This window comes from Pseudomonas sp. zfem005, from assembly GCF_032621735.1.
Classification (GTDB): Bacteria; Pseudomonadota; Gammaproteobacteria; order Pseudomonadales; family Pseudomonadaceae; genus Metapseudomonas; species Metapseudomonas solani.
The window spans coordinates 58,569-80,439 of record NZ_JAVYJE010000006.1; the positions used below are offsets into that span (position 1 = coordinate 58,569).

Genomic DNA, 21,871 nt, shown 5'->3' on the forward strand with positions numbered 1-21,871 from the left:
GTCCTCTTCGGAAGCTCGATGCCGGCAACGGCCGGCGGGAAAACCTTAGGAAACCAGGGGCGCAACCTGCCAGCGCCCGTCACGCAGGGTCAGCTGACGATCACAGCCCACCTCCTGCGCACTGTCTACATCCTGCCCCGGCAATGCCTGGACCACGCGCTGACCTTCGCTGCGCAGCCGCTTCACGGCCTGCCAAAGGTAGACGTCATGGACGTCGGGCGCCCAGATACCGGTCGGGATTTCGTCAAGATCCATCCGCCCCAGGGTGACCAGGGTCTTCAGGTCGGTGGAGAAGCCGGTAGCCGGACGGGCACGACCGAAGTCGGCACCGATATCGTCATAGCGACCGCCCTGAGCGATGGATTGCCCCTCACCCGGTACGAAGGCGGCGAACACCACACCCGTGTGGTAGTGATAGCCGCGCAATTCACCCAGGTCGAAATACAGAGGCAGTTCGGGATAGCGGAGTTCCAGCTCGTCGGCGATGGCGATCAGCTCATCGAGGGCGACATGCACCTCGTCCGGCGCATCCATCAGCACGCCCTGGGCCAGCTCCAGTACCTGGCGGTCGCCGCACAGCTCGGCGAGCGCACGCAGCATGGAGGCCAGTTCGCTGGGCAGGGATTCGGTCAGCTCGGCCACTTCGTCCACGGCCTTGCGCTGCAGGGCGTCGAACAGTTGCTGCTCCACCTCGCCCGACAGCTCGGCGGCACGGGCCAGGCCGCGGTAGATACCGACGTGACCGAGGTCCATGTGCACATCCGGCACGGCCGCCAGCTCGAGCATCTCCAGCATCAGGCTGATGACCTCGACGTCACTGGCCGGGCTGGCGTCGCCATAGAGCTCGGCACCCAGCTGGATTGGGCTGCGGGAAGTGGAAAGTGCACGCGGCTTGGCGTGCAGCACGCTGCCGGCATAGCACAGGCGATTGGGGCCTTCACGACGCAGGGTGTGGGCGTCGATACGCGCCACCTGCGGGGTGATGTCGGCGCGGAAGCCCATGAGGCGACCGGATTGCGGGTCGGTCACCTTGAAGGTGCGCAGGTCCAGATCCTGGCCGGCACTGGTCAACAGTGACTCGAGATATTCGATGTGCGGGGTGACCACGAAGTCGTAGCCCCAGCGCTGGAACAGGTCCAGTACCTGGCGGCGGGCTGCTTCGATGCGCGCCGCTTCGGGCGGCAGTACTTCTTCGATTCCATCTGGCAGCAGCCAGCGATCTACCGTTGCCATTACGCCATTCCCCTCTCAGCCGGGCGGCAAGCCTTCAGTGAAGCAGATACAGGAGGCCGGTCCCCAGCAACATGCTGGCGAGGCCCATGAGGCGGAGCTGGCGGTCTTTCAACCCTGCCAACCCGTGCACCGCGGCGCGCCAACGGCGCGGATAGAGGAAGGGCAGGATGCCTTCCAGCACCAGCACGAAACAAAACGCTATGCCGATTTCCTGCCACATGATTCCCGCGGACGCAAAAAAGCCGGGATTTCCCGGCTGACGCATGATACCACGTTTTCCCGGCGGGTCACCCCGGCGGACAGGACCGTCCGCCGGGGAAGACCATCACTTGGCCTTGTTGAGGAACTGGAAGAACTCGCTGCTCGGGTCCAGAACCATCACGTCGCCCTTGCTCGAGAAGCTCTCGCGGTAGGCCTTGAGGCTGCGATAGAAGCTGTAGAACTCCTGGTCCTGGCTGTACGCCTTGGAGTAGATGGCAGCCGCCTGGGCGTCACCATCACCACGAGCCTCTTCCGATTCGCGATAAGCCTCGGCCAGCAGCACGCGGCGCTGACGATCGGCATCCGCGCGGATACCCTCGGCCAGCTCGCTGCCCTTGGCGCGGTGCTCACGGGCTTCACGCTCACGCTCGGTGCTCATGCGCTCGAACACGCTGCGGTTCACTTCCTTGGGCAGGTCGATGGCCTTGACGCGAACGTCCACCACCTCGATGCCCAGCTCCTTGCTGGCCATGGTGTTCAGCGAGCGGGTGATGTCGGCCATCAGGCCGTCACGCTCACCGGAGACCACTTCGTGCAGGGTGCGCTTGCCGAACTGGTCACGCAGACCCGCTTCCAGGCGACGCGACAGACGCTCGTCGGCGATCTGCTTGAGGCCGGAAGTCGCGGTGTAGAAACGCTCGGCATCCGCCACGCGCCATTTGGCGTAGGCATCCACCATGACCGCTTTCTTTTCCTGGGTCAGGAAGCGCTGGGTCGGGGAATCCAGGGTCAGCAGGCGGGCGTCGAACTTGCGCACCTGGTTGACGTACGGAATCTTCACATGCAGACCCGGCTTGACGTCGGCTTCGACGATACGACCGAACTGCAGGAGCACCGCGCGCTCGGTCTGCGCCACTATGTAGAAGCTGCTCCAGGCCACCAGGGCGAGGACAACGGCTCCGATCAGGGCGATCAGCGATTTGTTACCCATCAGCGACTCTCCCTAGAACGCAGATCGCGCTGCTGCAGATCGGTGGTGACGCGCGCCCCGAGATCGGCGGCGCCACTGGCAGCTGCGCCGGGAACGGCACTGCCGCTACCACCACGGTTGTCGATCATCTTGTCCAGCGGCAGATAGAGCAGGTTGTTCTGCCCCTTGTCACCGGTCAGCAGCACCTTGCTGGTGTTGCTGAAGACTTCCTGCATGGTGTCGAGGTACAGGCGCTGACGCGTGACCTCCGGCGCCTTGCGGTACTCGGCCACCAGCTTGGTGAAGCGATCCGCCTCACCCTTGGCACGGGAGATGACTTCATCGCGGTAGCCGTTGGCGTCCTCGATGATGCGCTGCGCCTGGCCACGGGCCTCGGGGATCACGCCGTTGGCGTAGGCTTCGGCCTGGTTCTTGGCACGCTGCTCGTCTTCACGGGCGCGGATCACGTCGTCGAACGCTTCCTGCACCTCACGCGGGGCGGCTGCGCTCTGCACGTTCACCTGGGTGACGGTGATGCCGGTGCCGTAAGTGTCGAGGAACCGCTGCAGGCGCTCCTTGATCTCGCTGGCCATCAGCTCGCGCCCCTCGGTCAGGACCTGATCCATCTCGGTAGAGCCGACCACGTGGCGCAGCGCGCTTTCGGTGGCGTGCTGCAGGCTGACTTCAGGCTGGTCGACGTTCAGTACGAACTTCTGCAGGTCAGTGATCTTGTACTGGACGGTGAGCGGCACCTCGACGATGTTCTCGTCCTCGGTGAGCATCTGACCCTGCTTGCTATAGGCACGCTCGCGGGTGACGTTTTCCTGGTACTTACGATCGATGGGCGGGAAATAGATGTTCAGGCCCGGGCCGACGGTGTCGTAGTACTTGCCGAAGCGCAGCACCACGGCCTGCTCCTGCTCATCGACCACGTACACGGCGCTGTAGAGCCAGACCATGGCGAGAAGGAACAGGGCAATGCCGATCAGGCCGAAGCCGCCGCCCTTGCCACCGCTTTCGCCACCACCACGTTTCTTGCCGCCGAACAACCCATTGAGACTGTCCTGCAGTTTGCGGAAGGCTTCGTCCAGATCCGGCGGCCCCTTGCGATCGCCACCACGGCGTCCACCCCAGGGATCCTGATTGTTCGAGTTGCCACCCGGCTCATTCCAAGCCATAGCGCTCTCCATACTGATAAAGCAAAGACGCACCCACGGCACGCCCGCCAATGCTACCGAAAGCCCGCCACCCGCGGCAAAAAGCGCACCCGCGGGCTTTATTGCAAAGTGTGTTGCTCCAGGAACTCCTGCGGCTTCCAGCCTTCACGGCTGACCAGGCGATTGAGCTCCACACGCGGTACACGCAGCGCCAGGAGGAAGTCACCCGCCTCATCGTGCTGCTCGCTCTGCACCGCGCCAAGGGAAAAGAACTGAGCCCTGAGCCTGCCCAGCTTCTGCGGCAGCCTCAGGGTACCTACGAACAGATCATCCCCCAGCAACTCGGCAATCGCCTGCTTGAGCAGATCGAGCCCGAGACCATCACGTGCCGACAGCCAGACCCGTTCAGGCTTGCCATCTGCGTCCCGCTGGATCTGCGGCTCCATGCCATCGAGCAGGTCGATCTTGTTGTACACCTCGAGCATCGGCAAGCCATCGGCACCGATTTCATGCAGCACCGCCATGACCTGCTCGATCTGCGCCATGCGCTCAGGCTCATGGGCATCGATCACGTGCAGCAGCAGGTCGGAGTTGCTGGACTCCTCAAGGGTAGCCCGGAAGGCCTCGACTAGCTTGTGCGGCAGGTGACGGATGAAGCCCACGGTATCGGCCAGCACGATGGGGCCGAAATCGTTCAGATCCAGGCGACGCAACGTCGGGTCGAGCGTGGCGAACAACTGGTCCGCAGCATAGACCTCGGACGAGGTCACGGCATTGAACAGCGTGGACTTGCCGGCGTTGGTGTAGCCAACTAGGGAAACGGAAGGGATATCGGCACGCTTGCGCCCGCGGCGAGCCTGCTCGCGCTGGCTGCGCACCTTGTCGAGACGCTGCTTGATCTGGCGTATGCGCACACGCAGCAGACGGCGGTCGGTTTCGAGCTGGGTTTCACCCGGCCCACGCAGGCCGATACCACCCTTTTGCCGCTCAAGGTGGGTCCAGCCGCGGATCAGCCGCGTGCTCATGTGTTCGAGCTGGGCGAGCTCCACCTGCAGCTTGCCCTCATGGGTGCGGGCGCGCTGGGCGAAGATATCGAGGATCAGGCCGGTGCGATCGAGAACGCGGCATTCGAGCGCTCGCTCGAGGTTGCGTTCCTGACTGGGCGAAAGGGTGTGGTTGAAGATGACCAGTTCGACCTGCTCGGCCTTGACCAGGTCATGCAGCTCTTCGACCTTGCCAGTGCCGATCAGATACTTTGCCGTCGGCTGGTGGCGCGACACGGAAATGAATGCTGCCGTGTCGGCGCCAGCCGACCGAGCCAGCTCCTGGAATTCCTGCGGGTCTTCTCGCGCCTCGGGATTTTGGCCGTCCAGATGAACCAGGATGGCCCGTTCACCACCACCAGGGCGTTCGAAAAACAATGCAGACTCCTATCAGGCGTTACCAGGCTCGGGGTTTTCTTGCTCGGTGGCACTCGGCAGACGCACGGGACGGCTCGGTACCACGGTGGAGATTGCGTGCTTGTAGACCATCTGGCTGACAGTGTTCTTCAGCAAAATCACGAACTGGTCGAAGGATTCGATCTGGCCTTGCAGCTTGATGCCGTTAACCAGATAGATGGAAACCGGTACGCGTTCCTTACGCAAGGTATTCAGGTAAGGGTCTTGTAGCGAATGCCCTTTTGACATATGCCGCACTCCTGTAGGGATATAAATCGATTTAGTTGTCAAATGACGAGAAAGTTAGGCCGCCCTACCCCCAAGGATAGACGGTAACTGGTGAGGTCTCAGCCCAATATGGAGACCGACGCCAGGTATTTCAAGGTGCGCGGCAGATTGTCGCAAGCCAGGCTGTCCAGCCAATGTATATCAGCCCAACTACGTAACCAGGTGAACTGCCGCTTGGCCAATTGGCGCGTTGCAATGATGCCTCGCTCTTCCATTTCGGCCCGGGTCAGGTCGCCGTCCAGGTATTCCCATACCTGGCGATAACCGACAGCTCTTATAGACGGCAGTCCGGCGTGCAAGTCACGTCTTTCGCGCAGAGCTTCGACCTCTTCGACAAAGCCCTGTTCCAGCATCAGACGAAATCGTTGCGCGATTCGCGCGTGCAACACCTGGCGCTGCGTCGGAGCGATCGCCAAGTGGGCGACAGTATAAGGCAATTGCCCCCGGCCAGAGGGGCCCGAGTCGGGATTTTGCAACGCCTGTCGCTGACGATGTGCGGTCATCGTCATCCCGCTCACCCGGTACACCTCCAAGGCGCGGGTGAGCCGCTGGGGGTCGTTCGGGTGGATGCGCGCAGCGGACTCCGGGTCCACCTCCGCCAGCTCGCGATGCAACGCTTCCCAACCCTCACGCTCGGCGCGCGCCTCCAGCCCCGCGCGCACGGCCGGGTCGGCACTGGGCATATCCGCCAGGCCTTCCAGCAGCGCCTTGTAATAGAGCATGGTGCCGCCGACCAGCAGGGGGATACGCCCCTTCGCGGTGATCTCGGCCATGGCGGCCAGCGCATCGCTGCGGAACTCGGCGGCAGAGTAGCTCTGCGCCGGGTCGCGGATATCGATCAAACGATGGGGAAATGCCTCAAGAATGGCCTTCTCGGGCTTGGCCGTACCGATGTCCATGCCGCGATAGACCAGCGCCGAGTCGACGCTGATCAGATCGCAAGGCAGGTGGCGCGCCAGGTCCAGGGCAAGGTCGGTCTTGCCGGCGGCAGTGGGGCCCATCAGGAAGATGGCCGGTGGCAGGGGCTGCCCCATCTCAGCGGCCACGCAGGAAGAGCTTGTCCAGGTCATCCATGCCCAGCTGCGTCCAGGTGGGGCGGCCATGGTTGCACTGGCCGCTGCGCTCGGTGTGTTCCATGTCGCGCAGCAGGCCGTTCATTTCGGGCTGGGTAAGGCGGCGATTGGCCCGCACGGCGCCGTGACAAGCCATGGTGCCCAGCAGCTCGTTCAGGTGAGCCTGGATGCGGTCACTGGTGCCGTACTCCAGCAGGTCGGAGAGCACGTCGCGCACCAGTTGGGTCGCTTCGGCCTGCTTGAGCAATGCGGGCGTCTGGCGGATGGCCAGGGTTTCAGGCCCAAGACGCTGCAGCTCGAAGCCCAGGCGCTGGAACCAGCTGCCATGCTCCTCGGCGCAGTCGGCCTCACGCTGACTCACGGCCAGCGACTCGGGCACCAGCAGCGGCTGCCCCTTGAGCCCTTCGCTGGCCATCGCGACCTTCAGACGCTCGTAGGTGATGCGCTCATGGGCCGCGTGCATATCCACCAGCACCAGCCCCTGGGCGTTCTCGGCGAGGATGTAGATGCCCTTGAGCTGCGCCAGGGCATAGCCCAGCGGCGGGATATCGCCCTGGCTATCCGGCAATACGCCGGCGGACTGGCCCGTCATGGGCGCGAAATATTCACGGTAGGCGCCCTGCGCCTCGGCGGTGCCCAGCACCGGTGAGGGTCGTGGTGCCTGGTAGCCGGCCCCTGCGCCACCGAACGATGGCGTCCAGGCCGGCTGGCTGACCGGCTGTTCCAGAACGGTCGCGGCCAGGCTCATTTCACCTTGAGGGCCGAATTCACCCGCCTCGGCCCCGGTGGCCCGGACCATCCCACCCACGGCCGCGGGGGCAGCCAGGTGATCTTCAGGCCGTACCTCGCCCAGCGCACGGTGCAACGTGCCGTAGAGGAAGTCATGGACCATGCGGCTTTCACGGAAGCGCACTTCGTGCTTGGTCGGGTGCACGTTGACGTCCACCACGGCCGGGTCCACCTCCAGGAACAGAACGAAGGTCGGGTGCCGGCCGTTGTAGAGCACATCGCGGTAGGCCTGGCGCACCGCGTGCACCACCAGCTTGTCGCGCACCATGCGGCCATTCACGTAGAAGTACTGCAGGTCCGCCTGGCTGCGGGAGAAGGTCGGCAGGCCGACCCAGCCCCACAGGTGCAAGCCGTTGCGCTCCACCTCGATCGGCAACGCCTGTTCGAGGAAGGCCGGGCCGCACACGCTGGCCACGCGCCGCGCGCGGGTGATCTCGTCCTTCGCCTCGTGCAGGGCGAAGACCGTCTTGTTGTTGTGTCGCAGGTGGAAGGCGACATCGAAGCGAGCCAGGGCCAGCCGCCGGATCACTTCCTGCAGATGGTCGAACTCGGTCTTCTCGGCACGCAGGAACTTGCGCCGCGCCGGGGTATTGAAGAACAGGTCGCGCACTTCCACCGAGGTGCCCACCGGGTGCGCGGCAGGCTGCACACGGGCCTCCATGTCACGCCCTTCGGTCTCCACCTGCCAGGCCTGCTCGGCATCGGCGGTACGCGAGGTCATGGTCAACCGCGCGACGGAACTGATGGACGCCAGCGCTTCGCCACGGAAGCCCAGGCTCATCACCCGCTCAAGGTCTTCGAGGTCACGGATCTTGCTGGTGGCATGGCGTGCCAGGGCCAGCGGCAGGTCGTCGGCCGGAATGCCACCGCCGTCGTCGCGCACCCGCAGCAGCTTAATGCCGCCCTGCTCGACCTCGACGTCGATGCGCCGGGCGCCCGCGTCGAGGCTGTTCTCCAGCAGTTCCTTGATTACCGAGGCCGGGCGCTCGACCACCTCGCCGGCGGCGATCTGGTTCGCCAGGCGTGGGCTCAACAGCTGGATGCGACGCAGCTCGCTCATGGCTGGGCAGCCAGTGCGGTGGCGGGAATGTCCAGGGTCTGGCCGACCTTGATGTTGTCGCTTTTCAGGCCGTTGGCACTGCGCAGGGCCGCGAGGCTCACCTGGTAGCGCTGGGCGATGAGCGCGAGGCTTTCACCGGAGGTGACCAAATGCTCACGCGGGCCGGCGGCGATCTTGCCCTGGTCACGCTGGGAAGCGATGTAGGTGCCGGGCGGCGGGTTCTGTTGGAAGAACTGCTTGATGCCGCCCTGGATGGAGCGCGCCAGGGCCTGCTGGTGACCGGCACTGGCCAGCTTCTGCGATTCGTTGTGGTTGGAGATGAAGCCGGTTTCCACCAGGATCGACGGGATGTCAGGGGACTTCAGCACCATGAAGCCGGCCTGCTCGACGCGGCGCTTGTGCAGCGGCGTGACGCGGCTGATGTTGGTCAGCACCTTCTGCCCGACGTTGAGGCTGGAGGACAGCGACGCGGTCATCGACAGGTCCAGCAGCACCCCTGCGAGCATGCGGTCCTTGTCATCCAGGCTGACGCTGCCGACACCGCCGATCAGGTCGGAACGGTTTTCGTTGTCGGCCAGCCAGCGGGCGGTCTCCGAGGTGGCGCCACGGTCCGACAGGGCGAACACCGAGGCACCGAAGGCGCTGCGGCTGGGCGCGGCGTCGGCGTGAATGGAGACGAACAGGTCCGCGCCCTTCTTGCGGGCGATCTCGGTGCGCTTGCGCAGCGGGATGAAGTAGTCGCCGGTACGCACCAGCTCGGCACGGAAGCCCTTCTCCTGGTTGATCTGGCGCTGCAACTCCTTGGCGATGGCCAGGGTCACGTCCTTCTCATGCTGCCCCTTGGGCCCGAGGGCGCCCGGGTCTTCGCCGCCGTGGCCGGCGTCGATGGCGATGATGATGTCGCGGTTGCCACCGGGTACCGGCGGCAGCTTGCTGGTGGCTGGCTGGGTCGGAGATACCGGCGGCTGCGGCGTGCTCGGCGCCACGGCGACCTGGGGCGTGGAAGCCTCATTGGCAGCGGCTTCCTGGTCGAACAGGTCCACTACCAGGCGGTTGCCGTACTGCTGGTTCGGCGCCAGGGAGAAGCTCTTGGGCACGACGGCGGCGGATACGTCTATCACCACACGCAGCTCGGTGGGGCTGCGCTGGGCGGAGCGCACACTGGTGATGGGTGTATTGCTCAGCGACAGTTGCTCCAACTTGGTGGCCAGCTGGGCGCCGCTGATGTCGATGACGATGCGATTAGGTGCTGCCAGCGTGAACACGCTGTGCTGCACGGGGCCAGACAGGTCGAACACCAGCCGGGTATTGTCAGGGGCGCGCCAAAGCCTAACGCCACGAACCTCCGCAGCGGCCAGGACATCAGCGGCAAACACCGCAAGCAGAACCCCAATCCCGGCAAACAGCGCGCGCGAGCGCATACCCCACCCCATTCTCTTGTTCATACTCCCGTGGCCAAGGCGGCGCACCAGGACTCGCCGCGCTCGGTATGCGGCGACAGATGCAGCGTACGGCCGCCTGCATGGGGGCTAATGGTAATGTCCATGTCGGCCTTTGGCAAAATGCCGGTGCCCCTCTGGGGCCACTCGATCAGGCACAGCGCATCGCCCTCGAAATAGTCACGGATACCCAGGAATTCAAGCTCTTCCGGGTCGGCCAGGCGATACAGGTCGAAGTGGAACGCGCGCAACTCGCCGATCTCGTAGGGCTCCACCAGGGTGAAGGTGGGGCTCTTCACCGAACCGCCATGGCCCAGGCCACGCAGGATGCCGCGCGACAGCGTGGTCTTGCCGGCCCCAAGGTCACCGTGCAGGTAGATGATGCCGCGGCCTCCGGTCGCCTGCGCCAGGCGCGCGCCCAGCGCCAGCATGGCGTCTTCGCCGTCGGCAAAAAGATTCAACTCAGGCACGGCGAGCACTCCTCGAGCAGCTGACGAATGGTAGGAATCAAGTCACTGGCTGCCAGCCCACGCCCCTGGGCGCCCAGCAGTTGGCCAGCGCTGGCATGCAGCCAGACGCCCAGACAAGCGGCCTCGAACGGGGCCATGCCCTGGGCCAGCAGGGCACCGATGACGCCGGCGAGCACATCCCCCAGCCCGGCCCCGGCCATGGCGGGATGGCCGCGATCACAGAGCGCCAGGCGGCCATCCACGCCCGCGATCAGGCTGCCGGCGCCCTTCAACACCACGGTGGTGCGATAGCGACGGGCAAGCGCGAGGGCGGCGGCGGGGCGATCCCTCTGGACTTCGGCGATGCTGGTACCCAACAGCCGCGCGGCCTCCCCCGGGTGCGGCGTGATCACGCAACCCTCGGGCAGAACGACCCCACCCGCGGCCAGCAGGTTGAGGGCATCGGCATCCCAGACCTGGGGCACCTCGTGCGCAATCACGGCGCTCAGCAGGCTGCGCCCCCAGGCACCCTGGCCGAGCCCGGGGCCAACCACCAATACGTTGGACGCAGCTGCCAGGCCACGCAGCTGGTTGGCGGACGCCACCCCCACGCTCATCACCTCGGGCATGCGCGACAGCGCAGCACCAACGTGCTCGCCTCGGGTGGCCAGCGACACCATGCCAGCCCCGCTGCGCAGCGCGCTTTCGGCGCTGAGCAGGGCTGCACCACCGGTGCCCAGGTCGCCGCCCACCACCAGCAGGCGGCCGTAGCGTCCCTTGTGAGCAGTCGCCGGGCGCGAAGCCAGGAGGTCGAGCCCATCGACGGCCAGGCGCCGGGCGACGAACAGCTGGCTGGCAACGATCGCTTCGTCCGCCTGCAGGCCGTCGAAAACCAGTTCGCCGACCCGGTCAGGTGCCGCGCCGGTAAACAAGCCCAGCTTGAGGCCGATGAAGGTCACGGTGAGGTCGGCGCGCACCGCAACGCCAAGCACACGACCGGTATCGGCGCAGAGGCCGGAAGGGACATCCACCGCGAGCACCGGCAGATGGCTGGCATTGATGCAATGGATGGCCTCGGCATAAGGCTCGCGAACCTCACCGGCGAGCCCGGTCCCCAGCAACGCATCGACCACGATGCCCTGCAGGTCTGCCGTCTCGTTCCACGGCAGGATGGACACACCGGCGCTCAGCGCCTCATCCCGTGCCAGCGCGGCGTCGCCTTCAAGTGCAGCAGCATCACCCACGGCCAGCACCTGGGCACGCCAACCCGCGCGCAGGGCCAGCGCAGCGATCAGGTAGCCATCCCCGGCGTTGTTGCCACGGCCGGCCAGCACCGTCAGCTCACCCACATTCGGCCAACGGCGACGCAGGGCGCGCCAGGTGGCATGGGCGGCACGCTGCATCAGCTCGAACCCCGGCGTACCGGCGGCGATCAGGCGTGCATCCAGCTCGCGCACCTGGGCAGATGAATAGAGGGCGAGCGGCAGGTCATCGATTGGGTCGGGCATGCGATTCGGCGTTCAGGGCTAGGTCTGGCAGAATTATACGCACCTCGATTGCGGTTTCCCTCCAGCATGCCCCTATCCCCCGAACAACTCGCCGACCTCGCGCAGTCCATCAAGGACTGGGGACGCGAGCTCGGCTTCCAGCAAGTGGGCATCACCGGGGTGGAGCTGGGCGAGCACGAGGCGCACCTGCAGCGCTGGCTGGACGCGGGCTACCAGGGCGAGATGGATTACATGGCCGCCCACGGCAGCAAGCGCTCCCACCCGGACGAGCTGGTCCCCGGCACACTGCGGGTGGTCTCTCTGCGCATGGACTATTTGCCCGGCGACACGCGCATGGCGCAGGTACTGGGGCAGCCGGAGAAGGCCTACGTCTCGCGCTACGCACTGGGCCGCGACTACCACAAGCTGATCCGCAAGCGCCTGCAGCAACTGGCCGAGCGGGTCCAGCAGGCCATCGGCCCCTTCGGCTATCGCGCCTTCGTCGACAGCGCACCGGTACTGGAGAAGGCCATCGCCGAACAGGCGGGCCTCGGCTGGATCGGCAAGAACACCCTGGTGCTCAACCGCAAGGCCGGCAGCTACTTCTTCCTCGGCGAACTCTTCGTCGACATGCCGCTGCCGGTGGATGCCCCCCACGGCAGTGAACACTGCGGGCGCTGCTCAGCGTGCATGGACATCTGCCCCACCGCTGCCTTCGTCGCGCCCTATCAGCTGGACGCGCGGCGCTGCATCTCCTACCTGACCATCGAGCTCAAGGGCTCGATCCCGGAAGAGCTGCGCCCGCTGATCGGTAATCGCGTGTTCGGCTGCGACGATTGCCAGATGGTCTGCCCCTGGAACCGCTTCGCCCGCCCCACCGACCAGGGCGACTTCCAGCCCCGCCACGGCCTGGACAATGCGGCCCTGGCGGAGCTGTTCACCTGGAACGAGGAGGAGTTCCTCGCCCGCACCGAAGGCTCGCCGCTACGCCGCGCCGGCTACGAACGCTGGCTGCGCAACCTGGCGGTCGGCCTGGGCAACGCCCCCTCGACCATCCCGGTGCTGGAGGCCCTGCGTGCCCGGCGCGAGCACCCCTCGGAACTGGTGCGCGAACACGTGGAGTGGGCCCTCGCCCGGCACCAGGCCGCCTGAAACGGCTCAGACCTTGATGAAGTGCTCGCGGTAGTGACGCAGTTCGGCGATGGAGTCGCGGATGTCGTCCAGGGCCAGGTGGGTGCTGCTTTTCTTGAAGCCGTCACGCACATGGGGCGCCCAGCGCGCGGCCAGTTCCTTGAGGGTGGAGACGTCCAGGTTGCGGTAGTGGAAGTAGCCTTCCAGCTTGGGCATATGGCGATAGAGGAAGCGGCGGTCCTGGCAGATGCTGTTGCCGCAAATCGGCGACTTGCCCTTGGGCACCCACTGCTCCAGGAAGGCCAGGGTCTGCGCCTCGGCCTCGGCGGCGCTGATGCGGCTCTCGCGCACGCGCTGGGTCAGGCCGCTCTGGCCATGCTGGCGGGTGTTCCACTCGTCCATGCCGGCAAGAATCTCGTCGCTCTGGTGCACGGCGATGGTCGGGCCTTCGGCGAGCACGTTGAGATCACTGTCGGTGACGATGGTGGCCATTTCGATGATGACGTCGTTATCGGGATCGAGACCGGTCATTTCCAGGTCGATCCAGATCAGGTTCTGTGCGTTCTGCATGTTCGCTCTCCAAGGCAAGGCGCGCATTCTAGCTTAGAGCCCGGTGCGCCGGGCTGCCCGTGCTAAACTCGCCGCCGTTTTCAATCAGTGGAAGTTCCATGGCCAAACGCCACCTCAGCCGCCGGCAAAGCTGGCGCATCGAGAAGATCCAGGAAGAGCGCGCCGCCCGTGCGGCCAAGCGCGAATCACGCGCGCTCGACGAGCTGGAAGGCGGCGATCTCGGCCCCGAACAGACCGGCCTGGTAATCGCCCACTTCGGCGTGCAGGTCGAGGTCGAGGCGCTGGAAGGCGAGATCGCCGGCCAGGTCTTCCGCTGCCACCTGCGCGCCAACCTGCCAGCGCTGGTTACCGGCGATCGCGTGGTCTGGCGCTCGGGCAACCAGAGCAGCGGCGTGATCGTCGCGCAATTGCCGCGCACCAGCGAGCTGTGCCGGCCGGACATGCGCGGCCTGCTCAAGCCGGTGGCGGCCAACGTCGACCTGATCGTCATCGTCTTCGCTCCCCTGCCCCACCCGCACGCCAACCTCATCGACCGCTACCTGGTGGCCGCCGAGCATGCCGGCATCCAGCCGCTGCTGCTGCTGAACAAGGCCGACCTGGTGGACGATGAAAACAGCGCGATGCTCGACTCGCTGCTGGGCGTCTATCGGCAGCTCGACTATCCGCTGCTGGAAGTCTCGGCACACGGCGGCGGTGGCATGCAGGACCTGCAGACACGCCTCGACGGCCACGTCAGCGTGTTCGTCGGCCAGTCCGGCGTCGGTAAATCCTCCCTGGTCAACAGCCTGTTGCCCGGTGTCGACACCCGCGTCGGCCCGCTCTCGGAGCTGACCGGCAAGGGCACCCACACCACCACCACCGCGCGGCTGTTCCACTTCCCCGGCGGCGGCGAGCTGATCGACTCCCCCGGCATCCGCGAATTCGGTCTAGGCCACGTCAGCCGCCACGACGTGGAAGCCGGCTTCATCGAGTTCCGCGACCTGCTCGGCACCTGCCGCTTCCGCGACTGCAAGCACGACCGCGAGCCCGGCTGCGCCCTGCTCAAGGCGCTGGAGGACGGCCGCGTGCAGCCCCAGCGCATGTCGAGCTACCGGCACATCCTCGAAAGCCTGCCGGAACCCGAGTACTGACAGGCGCCGTAAACGAAAAGGCCACGCAATCGCGTGGCCTTTTTCATTCAGGGCGGCTGCCGGTCAGGGCTGCTTGTTCTCGTCCATCTTCAGCACGCCGTCCTCGAAGATGTTCAGCTTCTGCTGCAGTTCCTGGGGTTGCAGCGGCGCGGCGACGCCCGGCGGCGTGGCCTGGGTTCCCGAAGCCGCACCCGGGATGGCGGGCTGAGTGCCGCTGGCAGGCGTAGCCGGCGGCGTACCCTCTTCAGCGGGTGCGTTTTGGTCGCCATGGGAGCCTTCGATATCGCGCTGGGCCTTCTTGGTCAGCACGATGATATCGATGCGCCGGTTGACCGGGTTGAAGGGGTCCTCGCGATCAAACAACGCCGAGGAGGCATAGCCCACCACCCGGGCGACCTGATCATCGGGGTAACCGCCTGCCACCAAGGTCCGACGAGCAGCGTTGGCGCGGCCGGCGGAAAGTTCCCAGTTGCCGAACTCGCCAGCCCCGGCGAAGGGCTTGGCATCGGTGTGGCCACTGATGCTGATCTTGTTCGGCACGGCCTTGATGGTCTCGGCCATGATCAGCAGGATGTCTTCGAAATAGGGCTGCAGGCGTGCGCTGCCGAGGTCGAACATGGGCCTGTTGGCGGCGTCCATGATCTGGATGCGCAAGCCATCCTGGGTGATCTCGAACAGGATCTGGTCCTTGAACTTGCGCAGCTCGGGGTTCTCGTCGACCTTGTTCTGCAACTCCTGCAGCAGCATCTCGAGGCGTTCCTTCTCGATCTGGTCGGCCAGGGTTTCCACCTGCTTGGCGTCGACCTGCTTGTTGGTCGAGTCGATCGCCGCCTCCTGGGCGTCAGGGGCGTCCTTCAGTTCTGGGTTGAGCGTGCGGTCCGGCGCCGGCGTCGGCGTACCGCCGAGGTCGATCACATAGGGGCTGGCGCTTTCGGTGAAGCCGATGGGGTCCTGGAAGTAGCCGGAAATGGCCTTCTTCTGCTCGGGTGTGGCCGAGGACATCAGCCAGAGCACCAGGAAGAACGCCATCATCGCCGTGGCGAAGTCGGCGAAGGCGATCTTCCAGGCACCGCCGTGGTGCCCAGCGGCGATCTTCTTGACCCGCTTGACAATGATCGGCTGGTTGTTATCCATGGTTCAGCCCCGGTCAGCTACCGCGAACGGCCTGCTCGAGCTCGCTGAAGCTCGGGCGATGTGCGGGGTATAGAACCTTGCGCCCGAACTCCACCGCCAGCGACGGAGGCATCCCGGACGCCGAGGCAACCAGGCAAGCCTTGATGGCTTCGTAGACGTTGAGCTCTTCCTTCGCGTCGTGCTCCAGGCAGACGGCCAAGGGGCCGAAGAAACCGTAGGCCGCGAGAATACCGAGGAAGGTACCCACCAGGGCCGCCCCCACGTGCTGGCCCAGCGCAGACTGCTCGACCTGGCCGAGCAGCGCCATAGTCACCACGATACCCAGTACCGCCGCAACGATACCGAAGCCCGGCAGGCCATCGGCGATGCGGGTAACGGCGTGGGAGGGGTGTTCGAGGTCTTCCTTCAGGCTGTTCAGTTCCATGTCGAACAAGCCTTCGAGTTCGTGGGGCGCCATGTTGCCGGAAGACATGATGCGCAAATAGTCGCTGATGTACGCGACCATCCCGGCATCCTTGAGGATGCCCGGGTACTTACTGAAGATCGGGCTGGCAGCCGGGTCTTCGATATCGGCCTCGATGGCCATCATCCCTTCGCGGCGGCTCTTGTTGAGAATCTCGTAGAGCAGGCGCAGCACTTCCAGATAGAAGGCATGGGTGAAGCGCGAGCCGAACATCTTCAGCGACTTTTTCAGCACATGCATGAAGGTGCTGCCCGGGTTGGCCTGGAGGAAGGCCCCGAGCGCCGCGCCACCGATGATCAACACCTCGAAAGGCTGTATCAGGGCACCGATCTTACCGTGGGAAAGGACATATCCGCCGAGAACGGTGGCGAATACGACGATGATGCCGATTATTTTTGCCATAAAGTGAGACTTGAAGGGTCAGTAATAGGGTTATGAAAACAACCCTTCTAATTATCGGAACTTATGCGCCAGACTATAGCCAGTTAAGGCGAAAAGCCAGTTTGGCTCAAACCTCATGAAGACGCAGATGCCCCCACCCAGCAGCCTCGACGCCTGGATCAAACAACTCGACGGTGTCCGCCTCCCGATTCCGGCGGAAAGCCATGAACGGGTGCGCCGCGCCCTGGGCGACAGCCGCCGTTCGATGCGCGAGATCGCTGACCTGATTCAGGATAGTCCCGGCCTGGCACTGAGCATCATGCGTGAGGCCAACCGCGCCGGTTCCTCCCTCGACAGCCCGGCGGAAAGCCTGGAAGTGGCACTGACCCGCCTTGGCCTGAAGCGCTCGGAAGAACTGCTCAACCGCCTGCCAGCCGTCAACGAAGCCGATATCCCTCTGGCACTGCGCCAACTGCAACTGATCAGCCAGCACGCGTCGCAACAGGCCAGCGGTCTGTTCGCCGCCCGCCTGGCGCGCCTGTGGCAGGAAATCCACTGGAACAGCCTGCTGTTCCTGTCCCCGCTCTGGCCGTTGCTGGCCCTGCATCCGCAGCTCTTCGCCGCCTGGGAAACCCGCGTCATCGTCCGTGGCGAGCCGGCACGCAAGGTGGAGCTCGAACTGCTCGGCGTGCCACTGCTGCGCCTGTGCCAGGCCCTGGCCGAACACTGGAAGCTGCCGGACTGGATCACCTACGGCTACCGCCTGCTCAACGCCGACCGGCGCATGCTGGTGAAGGCCCTGCACATCGCCCGTGACAACGAGCACCCCCTGCACCAGCAGCAGATGCTCGATGCCGACCCGGCCCTGCGCCGCTGGCTCACCCAACCGGGCAACACGGTATTGCTGGCCAACGGGCTGGCGGTCTCCGCCCACGACTCCTGGGCCTGCGACCACAGCCTGCGCTGGCAGCGCCTCACCGGCCTTTACATGCAACTGCCGCTGACCGAGCTGCAGCAGCTCATCCACCAGCACGCTGCCGACAGCGCCCGCAAGCACGCGCGCAGTGACCTCTGGCACCCGGCCCAGGCGTTGATCTGGCCCTGGGATTGCAGCCGCTGGCCGACCGAGGAAGTGAAGCCGACCCCGCCCCCCGCCGCCGCACTCAGCGAATGGCGCCAGCATTGTGGTCAGTTGCTGAAGGAGCCCAGCCCCTTCGCCAACATCGTCCAGCTCACCGGCTGTGCCCGCGACGCCCTCACAGCCTGTGGCATGCGCCGCTGCCTGATCCTGCTCACCGACCGCACCCAGAGCCGGCTGGCGGTGCAGCAAAGTGCCGGGCTGCCCAGGGAAGCCGCCGGCCTGCAGCTGGACCCGACCCAGAGCCAGGTGCTGCGCCGCCTGCTCGCGCAACCCGGCCAACTGCGCCTGACGCCGGAGAACGCCGCACAGTACTCCGCGCTGATACCCGGCAACCTCAAGGCACTGTTCCCGGCCGACCACGTGCTGCTGCGCTCCATCCCTGCCAATGGCCGCGTCGCCCTGCTGCTGATCGCCGACCAGGGCGGCCAGCCCTTCGCCGACGTCAGCCTCCAGGCCTTCGGAAAGACCGTGCAATGCATCGAGCGCGCCCTGGCCAGCTTTGCTACGCGCGGGCGCTGACCTTTCCGCTACAATCCGCCTCTTTCATTCTCTTCCGGAGTGTTCAATGTCCGCCTTTTCCGGCCTGCCACTGGTGATCGAACCGGCCGACCTGGCAGCTCGACTCGATGCGCCCGACCTGATCCTGGTGGACCTGACCAGCGCCGCGCGCTACGCCGAAGGCCACATTCCCGGCGCCCGCTTCGTCGCCCCCAAGCGCACCCAGCTCGGCCAGGCCCCGGCCCCCGGCCTGCTGCCCGCCAAGGCGGACCTCGAAACCCTGTTCGGCGAACTGGGCCAGAGCAGCGACGCCACCTATGTGGTCTATGACGACGAAGGCGGTGGCTGGGCCGGGCGCTTCATCTGGCTGCTGGATGTGATCGGCCATGGTCGCTACCACTACCTGAACGGTGGTCTACACGCCTGGCTGGCCGATGGCCGCGCCACCGCGACCGAGACTCCAGCCCCGGCTGGCGGCCCGCTGCCGCTGGTGATCCACGACGAGCCCACCGCCACCCGCGAGTACCTGCAGAGCCGCCTCGGCGCCGCCGACCTGGCCATCTGGGACGCGCGCGGCCCCGGCGAATACGCCGGCACCAAGGTGCTGGCGGCCAAAGGTGGGCACGTCCCCGGCGCGGTGAACTTCGAATGGACCGCCGGCATGGACCCGCAGCGCGCTTTGCGCATCCGCGAAGACATCGCCGAGATCCTGCAATCGCTCGGTATCACCCCGGACAAGGAAATCGTCACCCACTGCCAGACCCACCACCGCTCCGGCTTCACCTACCTGGTGGCCAAGGCGCTGGGCTACCCCCGCGTCAAGGGCTACGCCGGCTCTTGGTCGGAGTGGGGCAACCACCCGGATACCCCTGTCGAGGCCTGAGCCTCCGGTAAACAAGGAACACCCATGAAAGAACGCCTGTTCATCATCAGCCAATACCTGCTGCCCCATCACCTGCTCTCGCGCCTGGCCGGCTGCGTGGCAGAGTGCCGCGTGCGCTGGTTCAAGAACGCCTTCACCGCCTGGTTCGCCCGCCGCTACCAGGTGAACATGAGCGAAGCCCTGGTCGAAGACCTCACCGCCTACGAACACTTCAACGCCTTCTTCACCCGGGCGCTGAAAGAGGGCGCGCGCCCGCTCGACCCGACGCCCGGCGCCATCCTCTGCCCGGCCGACGGTGCGGTCAGCCAGCTCGGCCCAATCGAGCACGGCCGTATCTTCCAGGCCAAGGGCCACAGCTTCAGCGTGCTGGAGTTGTTGGGCGGTGACGCCGAGCGCGCCGCGCCCTTCATGGGCGGTGACTTCGCCACCATCTACCTGTCGCCTCGCGACTACCACCGTGTGCACGCCCCCCTGGGCGGCACCCTGCGCGAAATGGTCTACGTGCCCGGCCGCCTGTTCTCGGTGAACCAGAGCACCGCCGAGAACGTGCCCGAACTCTTCGCCCGCAACGAACGCGTGGTCTGCCTGTTCGACACCGAGCGCGGCCCGATGGCCGTGGTGCTGGTGGGTGCGATGATCGTCGCCTCCATCGAGACCGTCTGGGCTGGCCTGGTAACGCCCCCCAAGCGCGAGCTGAAGACCTTCCGCTACGACGAAGCCGCACGTGCGCCGATCAGCCTGGAGAAGGGTGCCGAGCTGGGCCGCTTCAAGCTGGGCTCCACCGCCATCGTGCTCTTCGGCCCGCAGCAGATCCGCTGGGCCGAAGGCCTCGCCGCCGGCAGCGCGGTGAGCATGGGCGAACTGCTGGCACAGCCCGCGCAGGCCTGATAAACCGGGCGGGCCGGGTTGAACGCAAGGCTGCGACCGAATGTCCAACCTTGCAGTGCAGCCGCCCGGCTCGCCGTCCAGTCCGTAGCAGCACTTTGCCATACCAACCCCGCGACGGGCTGCGGGCCGCAAGGGATGCTGCTAGAGTGCGAGTGAAATTTCCGCACGTCTTGCCCGCTGCAGTTGGAGTATTCGAGCTACATGGACAAACAGAGTCCCCACCTGTTATTGCGTGTTCCTACTCCGAACAAGCAGAGCCTGTCCTTCTGCGATGCCTCCCCGCGTGATCTGAAACGCTGGATTTCCGGACTGCCCAAGGCCAACCTCGGCGAGACCGCGCGCCAGCTCTACCAGGCCCTCGTGGAGCTCAACCAGCTCGTCACCGCCAGTGAAAACCGCCTGCAGTTGCTCGAACTGCTGCGCCCCGAGGTCTACTACGTCTGCCAGCACCTGGAGCGTCACTTCCTCAACCAGGCCATCGTCCTCGACGAGCGACCGCGCAAGGTCGCCAACCTCTGCCAGGCCCTGCAGAACCACCTGGCCATCGGCTACAAGCAGATCGTTGCCCAGGAATCGTCGCGCCAGTCCAAGGAAGGCGCGCAACTGCTGACCATCGCCCTGCAGCGGGCCATGCACAGCCTCAACGGTGCACTGATCCGCGCCAGCCAGCTCTACTGCCCCGTGCCCGAAGGCCTGTGGCTGGAGCTGCATCAGCTCTACCAGATTGCCGTCTCCCGCCAAGTCCAGCGCGCCATCATCCGCGACAACCTGGCCCGTCACACCGAAGGCCTGAGCGTCGAGCAGACCTACCTCGTGGCCCTGCTGCTGGGCTGCTCGCGCTGCAACCAGATGCGCCAGAACAACATCGCCCGCCTTGCCGAAGTACTGGAGCCCTGGAGTGGCCTGGTAAGGCTTCAGCGCGGCAACGAACCGACCACGCTGTTCGCCGTCGCCACCCAGGTGGATGGCCCGCCGCGCTACAAGTCGCTGTTCCAGGACAGCGAGCTGCCCAACCTGCTGGGCATCGACCCGCTGCCGCTGGTGGACGCGATCAAGGAATACCTGCTGCTGCCCAACGAAAGCCGTGACAAGGCGCGCCTGCAGGTTCCCGAAGGCATCACCCTGGACCTGCTGCAGCACCTCAGCTCCGCGTGGGGCGACATTTCCGAGCGCACCTTCCAGCGCAACCCGGGCCGCGGCACCCTGACCCTGTGCATCGGCATGAGCGCCCTGCACTTCTTCATCTCCGGCAGCAAGCCGTTCAGCGAAATCCTCAAGCTCCCGGTCGAAGTCGGCCAGGCCGTGTTCAAGCCGATCAACAAGGACGAGGGCGATATCTGGGGCAACGCCTTCGACGCCCAACCCAACCAGAACTGGGAAGCCGGCCTGCCCTACGAAGAGATCCAGTACAGCAAGCCCGTGGTCAGCGGCGACACCTCGCCGCAGCACGCCGCAGCAGCCCCCAGCGCAGAGAGCTACCCGACCTTCGCCCTGACCATCGTCAACCACAGCCCGGGCGGTTACTGCCTGAGCTGGCCCAAGGAAGTCCCCAGCCAGTTGCAGGCCGGCGAGCTCCTGGGTGTGCAGGACGCCCCCGGCCAGGGCTGGAGCGTTGCCGTGGTGCGCTGGATCCGCCAGGTCCGCGGTGGCGGCACGCAGATGGGCATCGAACTGATCGCCCCCCACGCCCAGGCCTGTGGCCTGCAGCTGCTGCGCAAGGCCGACCAGCACAGCCATTACCTGCGCGCCCTGCTGCTGCCGGAAATCAGCGCCATCTCGCGCCCGGCTACCCTGATCACCCCGCGCCTGCCCTTCCAGGAAGGCAACAAGGTGCAGATCAATATCCACGGCAAGGAACGTCGCGCCGTGCTCACCAGCCGCCAGACCACCACCGGCAGTTTCAACCAGTTCGAATACCGCGCGTTCGAGCAGGAAAGCGAGAATCCCGGGAAGCCCGTCACAGCTTCCAGCGAGCAAAGCACTGCCGGGGAGGAAGATTTTGACTCCCTCTGGAAGTCGCTGTAGATTCCCGTGCCATCACCATTTGTCGCCTATTAGCGCCCGTTC

Annotated in this window: 20 protein-coding genes; 6 read left to right on the plus strand and 14 right to left on the minus strand. The window is 65.6% G+C overall.

Annotated features, from left to right (window positions below; genetic code table 11):
- Window positions 1-45: 45 nt before the first annotated feature.
- From RTW82_RS14740 to RTW82_RS14790, 11 genes are all read right to left on the minus strand, one after another.
- Window positions 46-1,233 (minus strand): ATP phosphoribosyltransferase regulatory subunit, encoded by a 1,188-nt coding sequence (locus RTW82_RS14740; RefSeq protein ID WP_316925533.1) that lies wholly within the window; start codon window positions 1,231-1,233, stop codon window positions 46-48.
- Between the two features lie 34 nt (window positions 1,234-1,267).
- Entirely contained in the window at window positions 1,268-1,453 is a 186-nt protein-coding gene (locus RTW82_RS14745; RefSeq protein WP_111259892.1) for a DUF2065 domain-containing protein, read from the minus strand.
- A gap of 105 nt (window positions 1,454-1,558) precedes the next feature.
- Window positions 1,559-2,425 (minus strand): protease modulator HflC, encoded by an 867-nt coding sequence (gene hflC, locus RTW82_RS14750; RefSeq protein WP_263403766.1) that lies wholly within the window; start codon window positions 2,423-2,425, stop codon window positions 1,559-1,561.
- Window positions 2,425-3,582, minus strand: a complete 1,158-nt coding sequence (hflK, locus tag RTW82_RS14755; RefSeq protein WP_316925534.1) for an FtsH protease activity modulator HflK — start codon at window positions 3,580-3,582, stop codon at window positions 2,425-2,427. Before hflK ends, hflC begins: the two co-directional genes overlap by 1 nt.
- A gap of 98 nt (window positions 3,583-3,680) precedes the next feature.
- Window positions 3,681-4,982, minus strand: coding sequence for a ribosome rescue GTPase HflX (gene hflX, locus RTW82_RS14760; protein WP_316925535.1), 1,302 nt, complete (start codon window positions 4,980-4,982; stop codon window positions 3,681-3,683).
- A 12-nt stretch (window positions 4,983-4,994) separates the two neighbouring features.
- Complete coding sequence (gene hfq, locus RTW82_RS14765) at window positions 4,995-5,249, minus strand: RNA chaperone Hfq (protein ID WP_031287790.1); 255 nt, start codon at window positions 5,247-5,249, stop codon at window positions 4,995-4,997.
- A 98-nt stretch (window positions 5,250-5,347) separates the two neighbouring features.
- Entirely contained in the window at window positions 5,348-6,322 is a 975-nt protein-coding gene (gene miaA, locus RTW82_RS14770; RefSeq protein WP_316925694.1) for a tRNA (adenosine(37)-N6)-dimethylallyltransferase MiaA, read from the minus strand.
- Window position 6,323: 1 nt separating this feature from the next.
- Window positions 6,324-8,210, minus strand: coding sequence for a DNA mismatch repair endonuclease MutL (gene mutL / locus RTW82_RS14775; protein WP_316925536.1), 1,887 nt, complete (start codon window positions 8,208-8,210; stop codon window positions 6,324-6,326).
- Window positions 8,207-9,643 carry an N-acetylmuramoyl-L-alanine amidase gene (locus RTW82_RS14780; protein ID WP_263403834.1) on the minus strand — a complete coding sequence of 479 codons (1,437 nt, stop codon included), beginning with the start codon at window positions 9,641-9,643 and terminating at the stop codon, window positions 8,207-8,209. Before RTW82_RS14780 ends, mutL begins: the two co-directional genes overlap by 4 nt.
- An 8-nt stretch (window positions 9,644-9,651) precedes the next feature.
- On the minus strand, window positions 9,652-10,080 hold the full coding sequence (tsaE, locus tag RTW82_RS14785; RefSeq protein ID WP_021219746.1) for a tRNA (adenosine(37)-N6)-threonylcarbamoyltransferase complex ATPase subunit type 1 TsaE: 429 nt from the start codon (window positions 10,078-10,080) through the stop codon (window positions 9,652-9,654).
- Between the two features lie 26 nt (window positions 10,081-10,106).
- The gene (locus tag RTW82_RS14790; RefSeq protein ID WP_316925537.1) at window positions 10,107-11,606 is read right to left on the minus strand and encodes an NAD(P)H-hydrate dehydratase; all 1,500 of its coding nucleotides are present in this window, start codon (window positions 11,604-11,606) and stop codon (window positions 10,107-10,109) included.
- 66 nt (window positions 11,607-11,672) lie between these two features.
- Here RTW82_RS14790 and queG point away from each other — a divergent pair, with 66 nt between their 5' ends.
- Entirely contained in the window at window positions 11,673-12,737 is a 1,065-nt protein-coding gene (gene queG, locus RTW82_RS14795; protein ID WP_316925538.1) for a tRNA epoxyqueuosine(34) reductase QueG, read from the plus strand.
- Between the two features lie 6 nt (window positions 12,738-12,743).
- On the opposite strand, the gene orn is transcribed toward queG, so the two are convergent.
- Entirely contained in the window at window positions 12,744-13,286 is a 543-nt protein-coding gene (orn, locus tag RTW82_RS14800) for an oligoribonuclease (protein WP_021219749.1), read from the minus strand.
- A gap of 98 nt (window positions 13,287-13,384) precedes the next feature.
- Between orn and rsgA the strand changes: the two genes are divergently transcribed.
- Window positions 13,385-14,416, plus strand: coding sequence for a small ribosomal subunit biogenesis GTPase RsgA (rsgA, locus tag RTW82_RS14805; protein ID WP_316925539.1), 1,032 nt, complete (start codon window positions 13,385-13,387; stop codon window positions 14,414-14,416).
- 63 nt (window positions 14,417-14,479) lie between these two features.
- Here the strand turns inward: rsgA and motB are convergent, their stop codons facing one another.
- Together motB and motA are read right to left on the minus strand one after the other, a co-directional pair.
- The gene (gene motB / locus RTW82_RS14810; protein WP_316925540.1) at window positions 14,480-15,550 is read right to left on the minus strand and encodes a flagellar motor protein MotB; all 1,071 of its coding nucleotides are present in this window, start codon (window positions 15,548-15,550) and stop codon (window positions 14,480-14,482) included.
- A gap of 13 nt (window positions 15,551-15,563) precedes the next feature.
- On the minus strand, window positions 15,564-16,415 hold the full coding sequence (motA, locus tag RTW82_RS14815; protein ID WP_021219752.1) for a flagellar motor stator protein MotA: 852 nt from the start codon (window positions 16,413-16,415) through the stop codon (window positions 15,564-15,566).
- A 127-nt stretch (window positions 16,416-16,542) separates the two neighbouring features.
- On the opposite strand from motA, the gene RTW82_RS14820 reads away from it, so the two are divergent.
- From RTW82_RS14820 to RTW82_RS14835, 4 genes are all read left to right on the plus strand, one after another.
- Complete coding sequence (locus RTW82_RS14820; RefSeq protein ID WP_316925541.1) at window positions 16,543-18,054, plus strand: HDOD domain-containing protein; 1,512 nt, start codon at window positions 16,543-16,545, stop codon at window positions 18,052-18,054.
- Window positions 18,055-18,100: 46 nt separating this feature from the next.
- Window positions 18,101-18,916 (plus strand): thiosulfate sulfurtransferase, encoded by an 816-nt coding sequence (gene rhdA / locus RTW82_RS14825; protein WP_316925542.1) that lies wholly within the window; start codon window positions 18,101-18,103, stop codon window positions 18,914-18,916.
- Between the two features lie 24 nt (window positions 18,917-18,940).
- Window positions 18,941-19,804, plus strand: coding sequence for an archaetidylserine decarboxylase (asd, locus tag RTW82_RS14830; RefSeq protein ID WP_021219755.1), 864 nt, complete (start codon window positions 18,941-18,943; stop codon window positions 19,802-19,804).
- 201 nt (window positions 19,805-20,005) lie between these two features.
- The gene (locus RTW82_RS14835; protein WP_316925543.1) at window positions 20,006-21,829 is read left to right on the plus strand and encodes a molecular chaperone; all 1,824 of its coding nucleotides are present in this window, start codon (window positions 20,006-20,008) and stop codon (window positions 21,827-21,829) included.
- Window positions 21,830-21,871 lie beyond the last annotated feature (42 nt).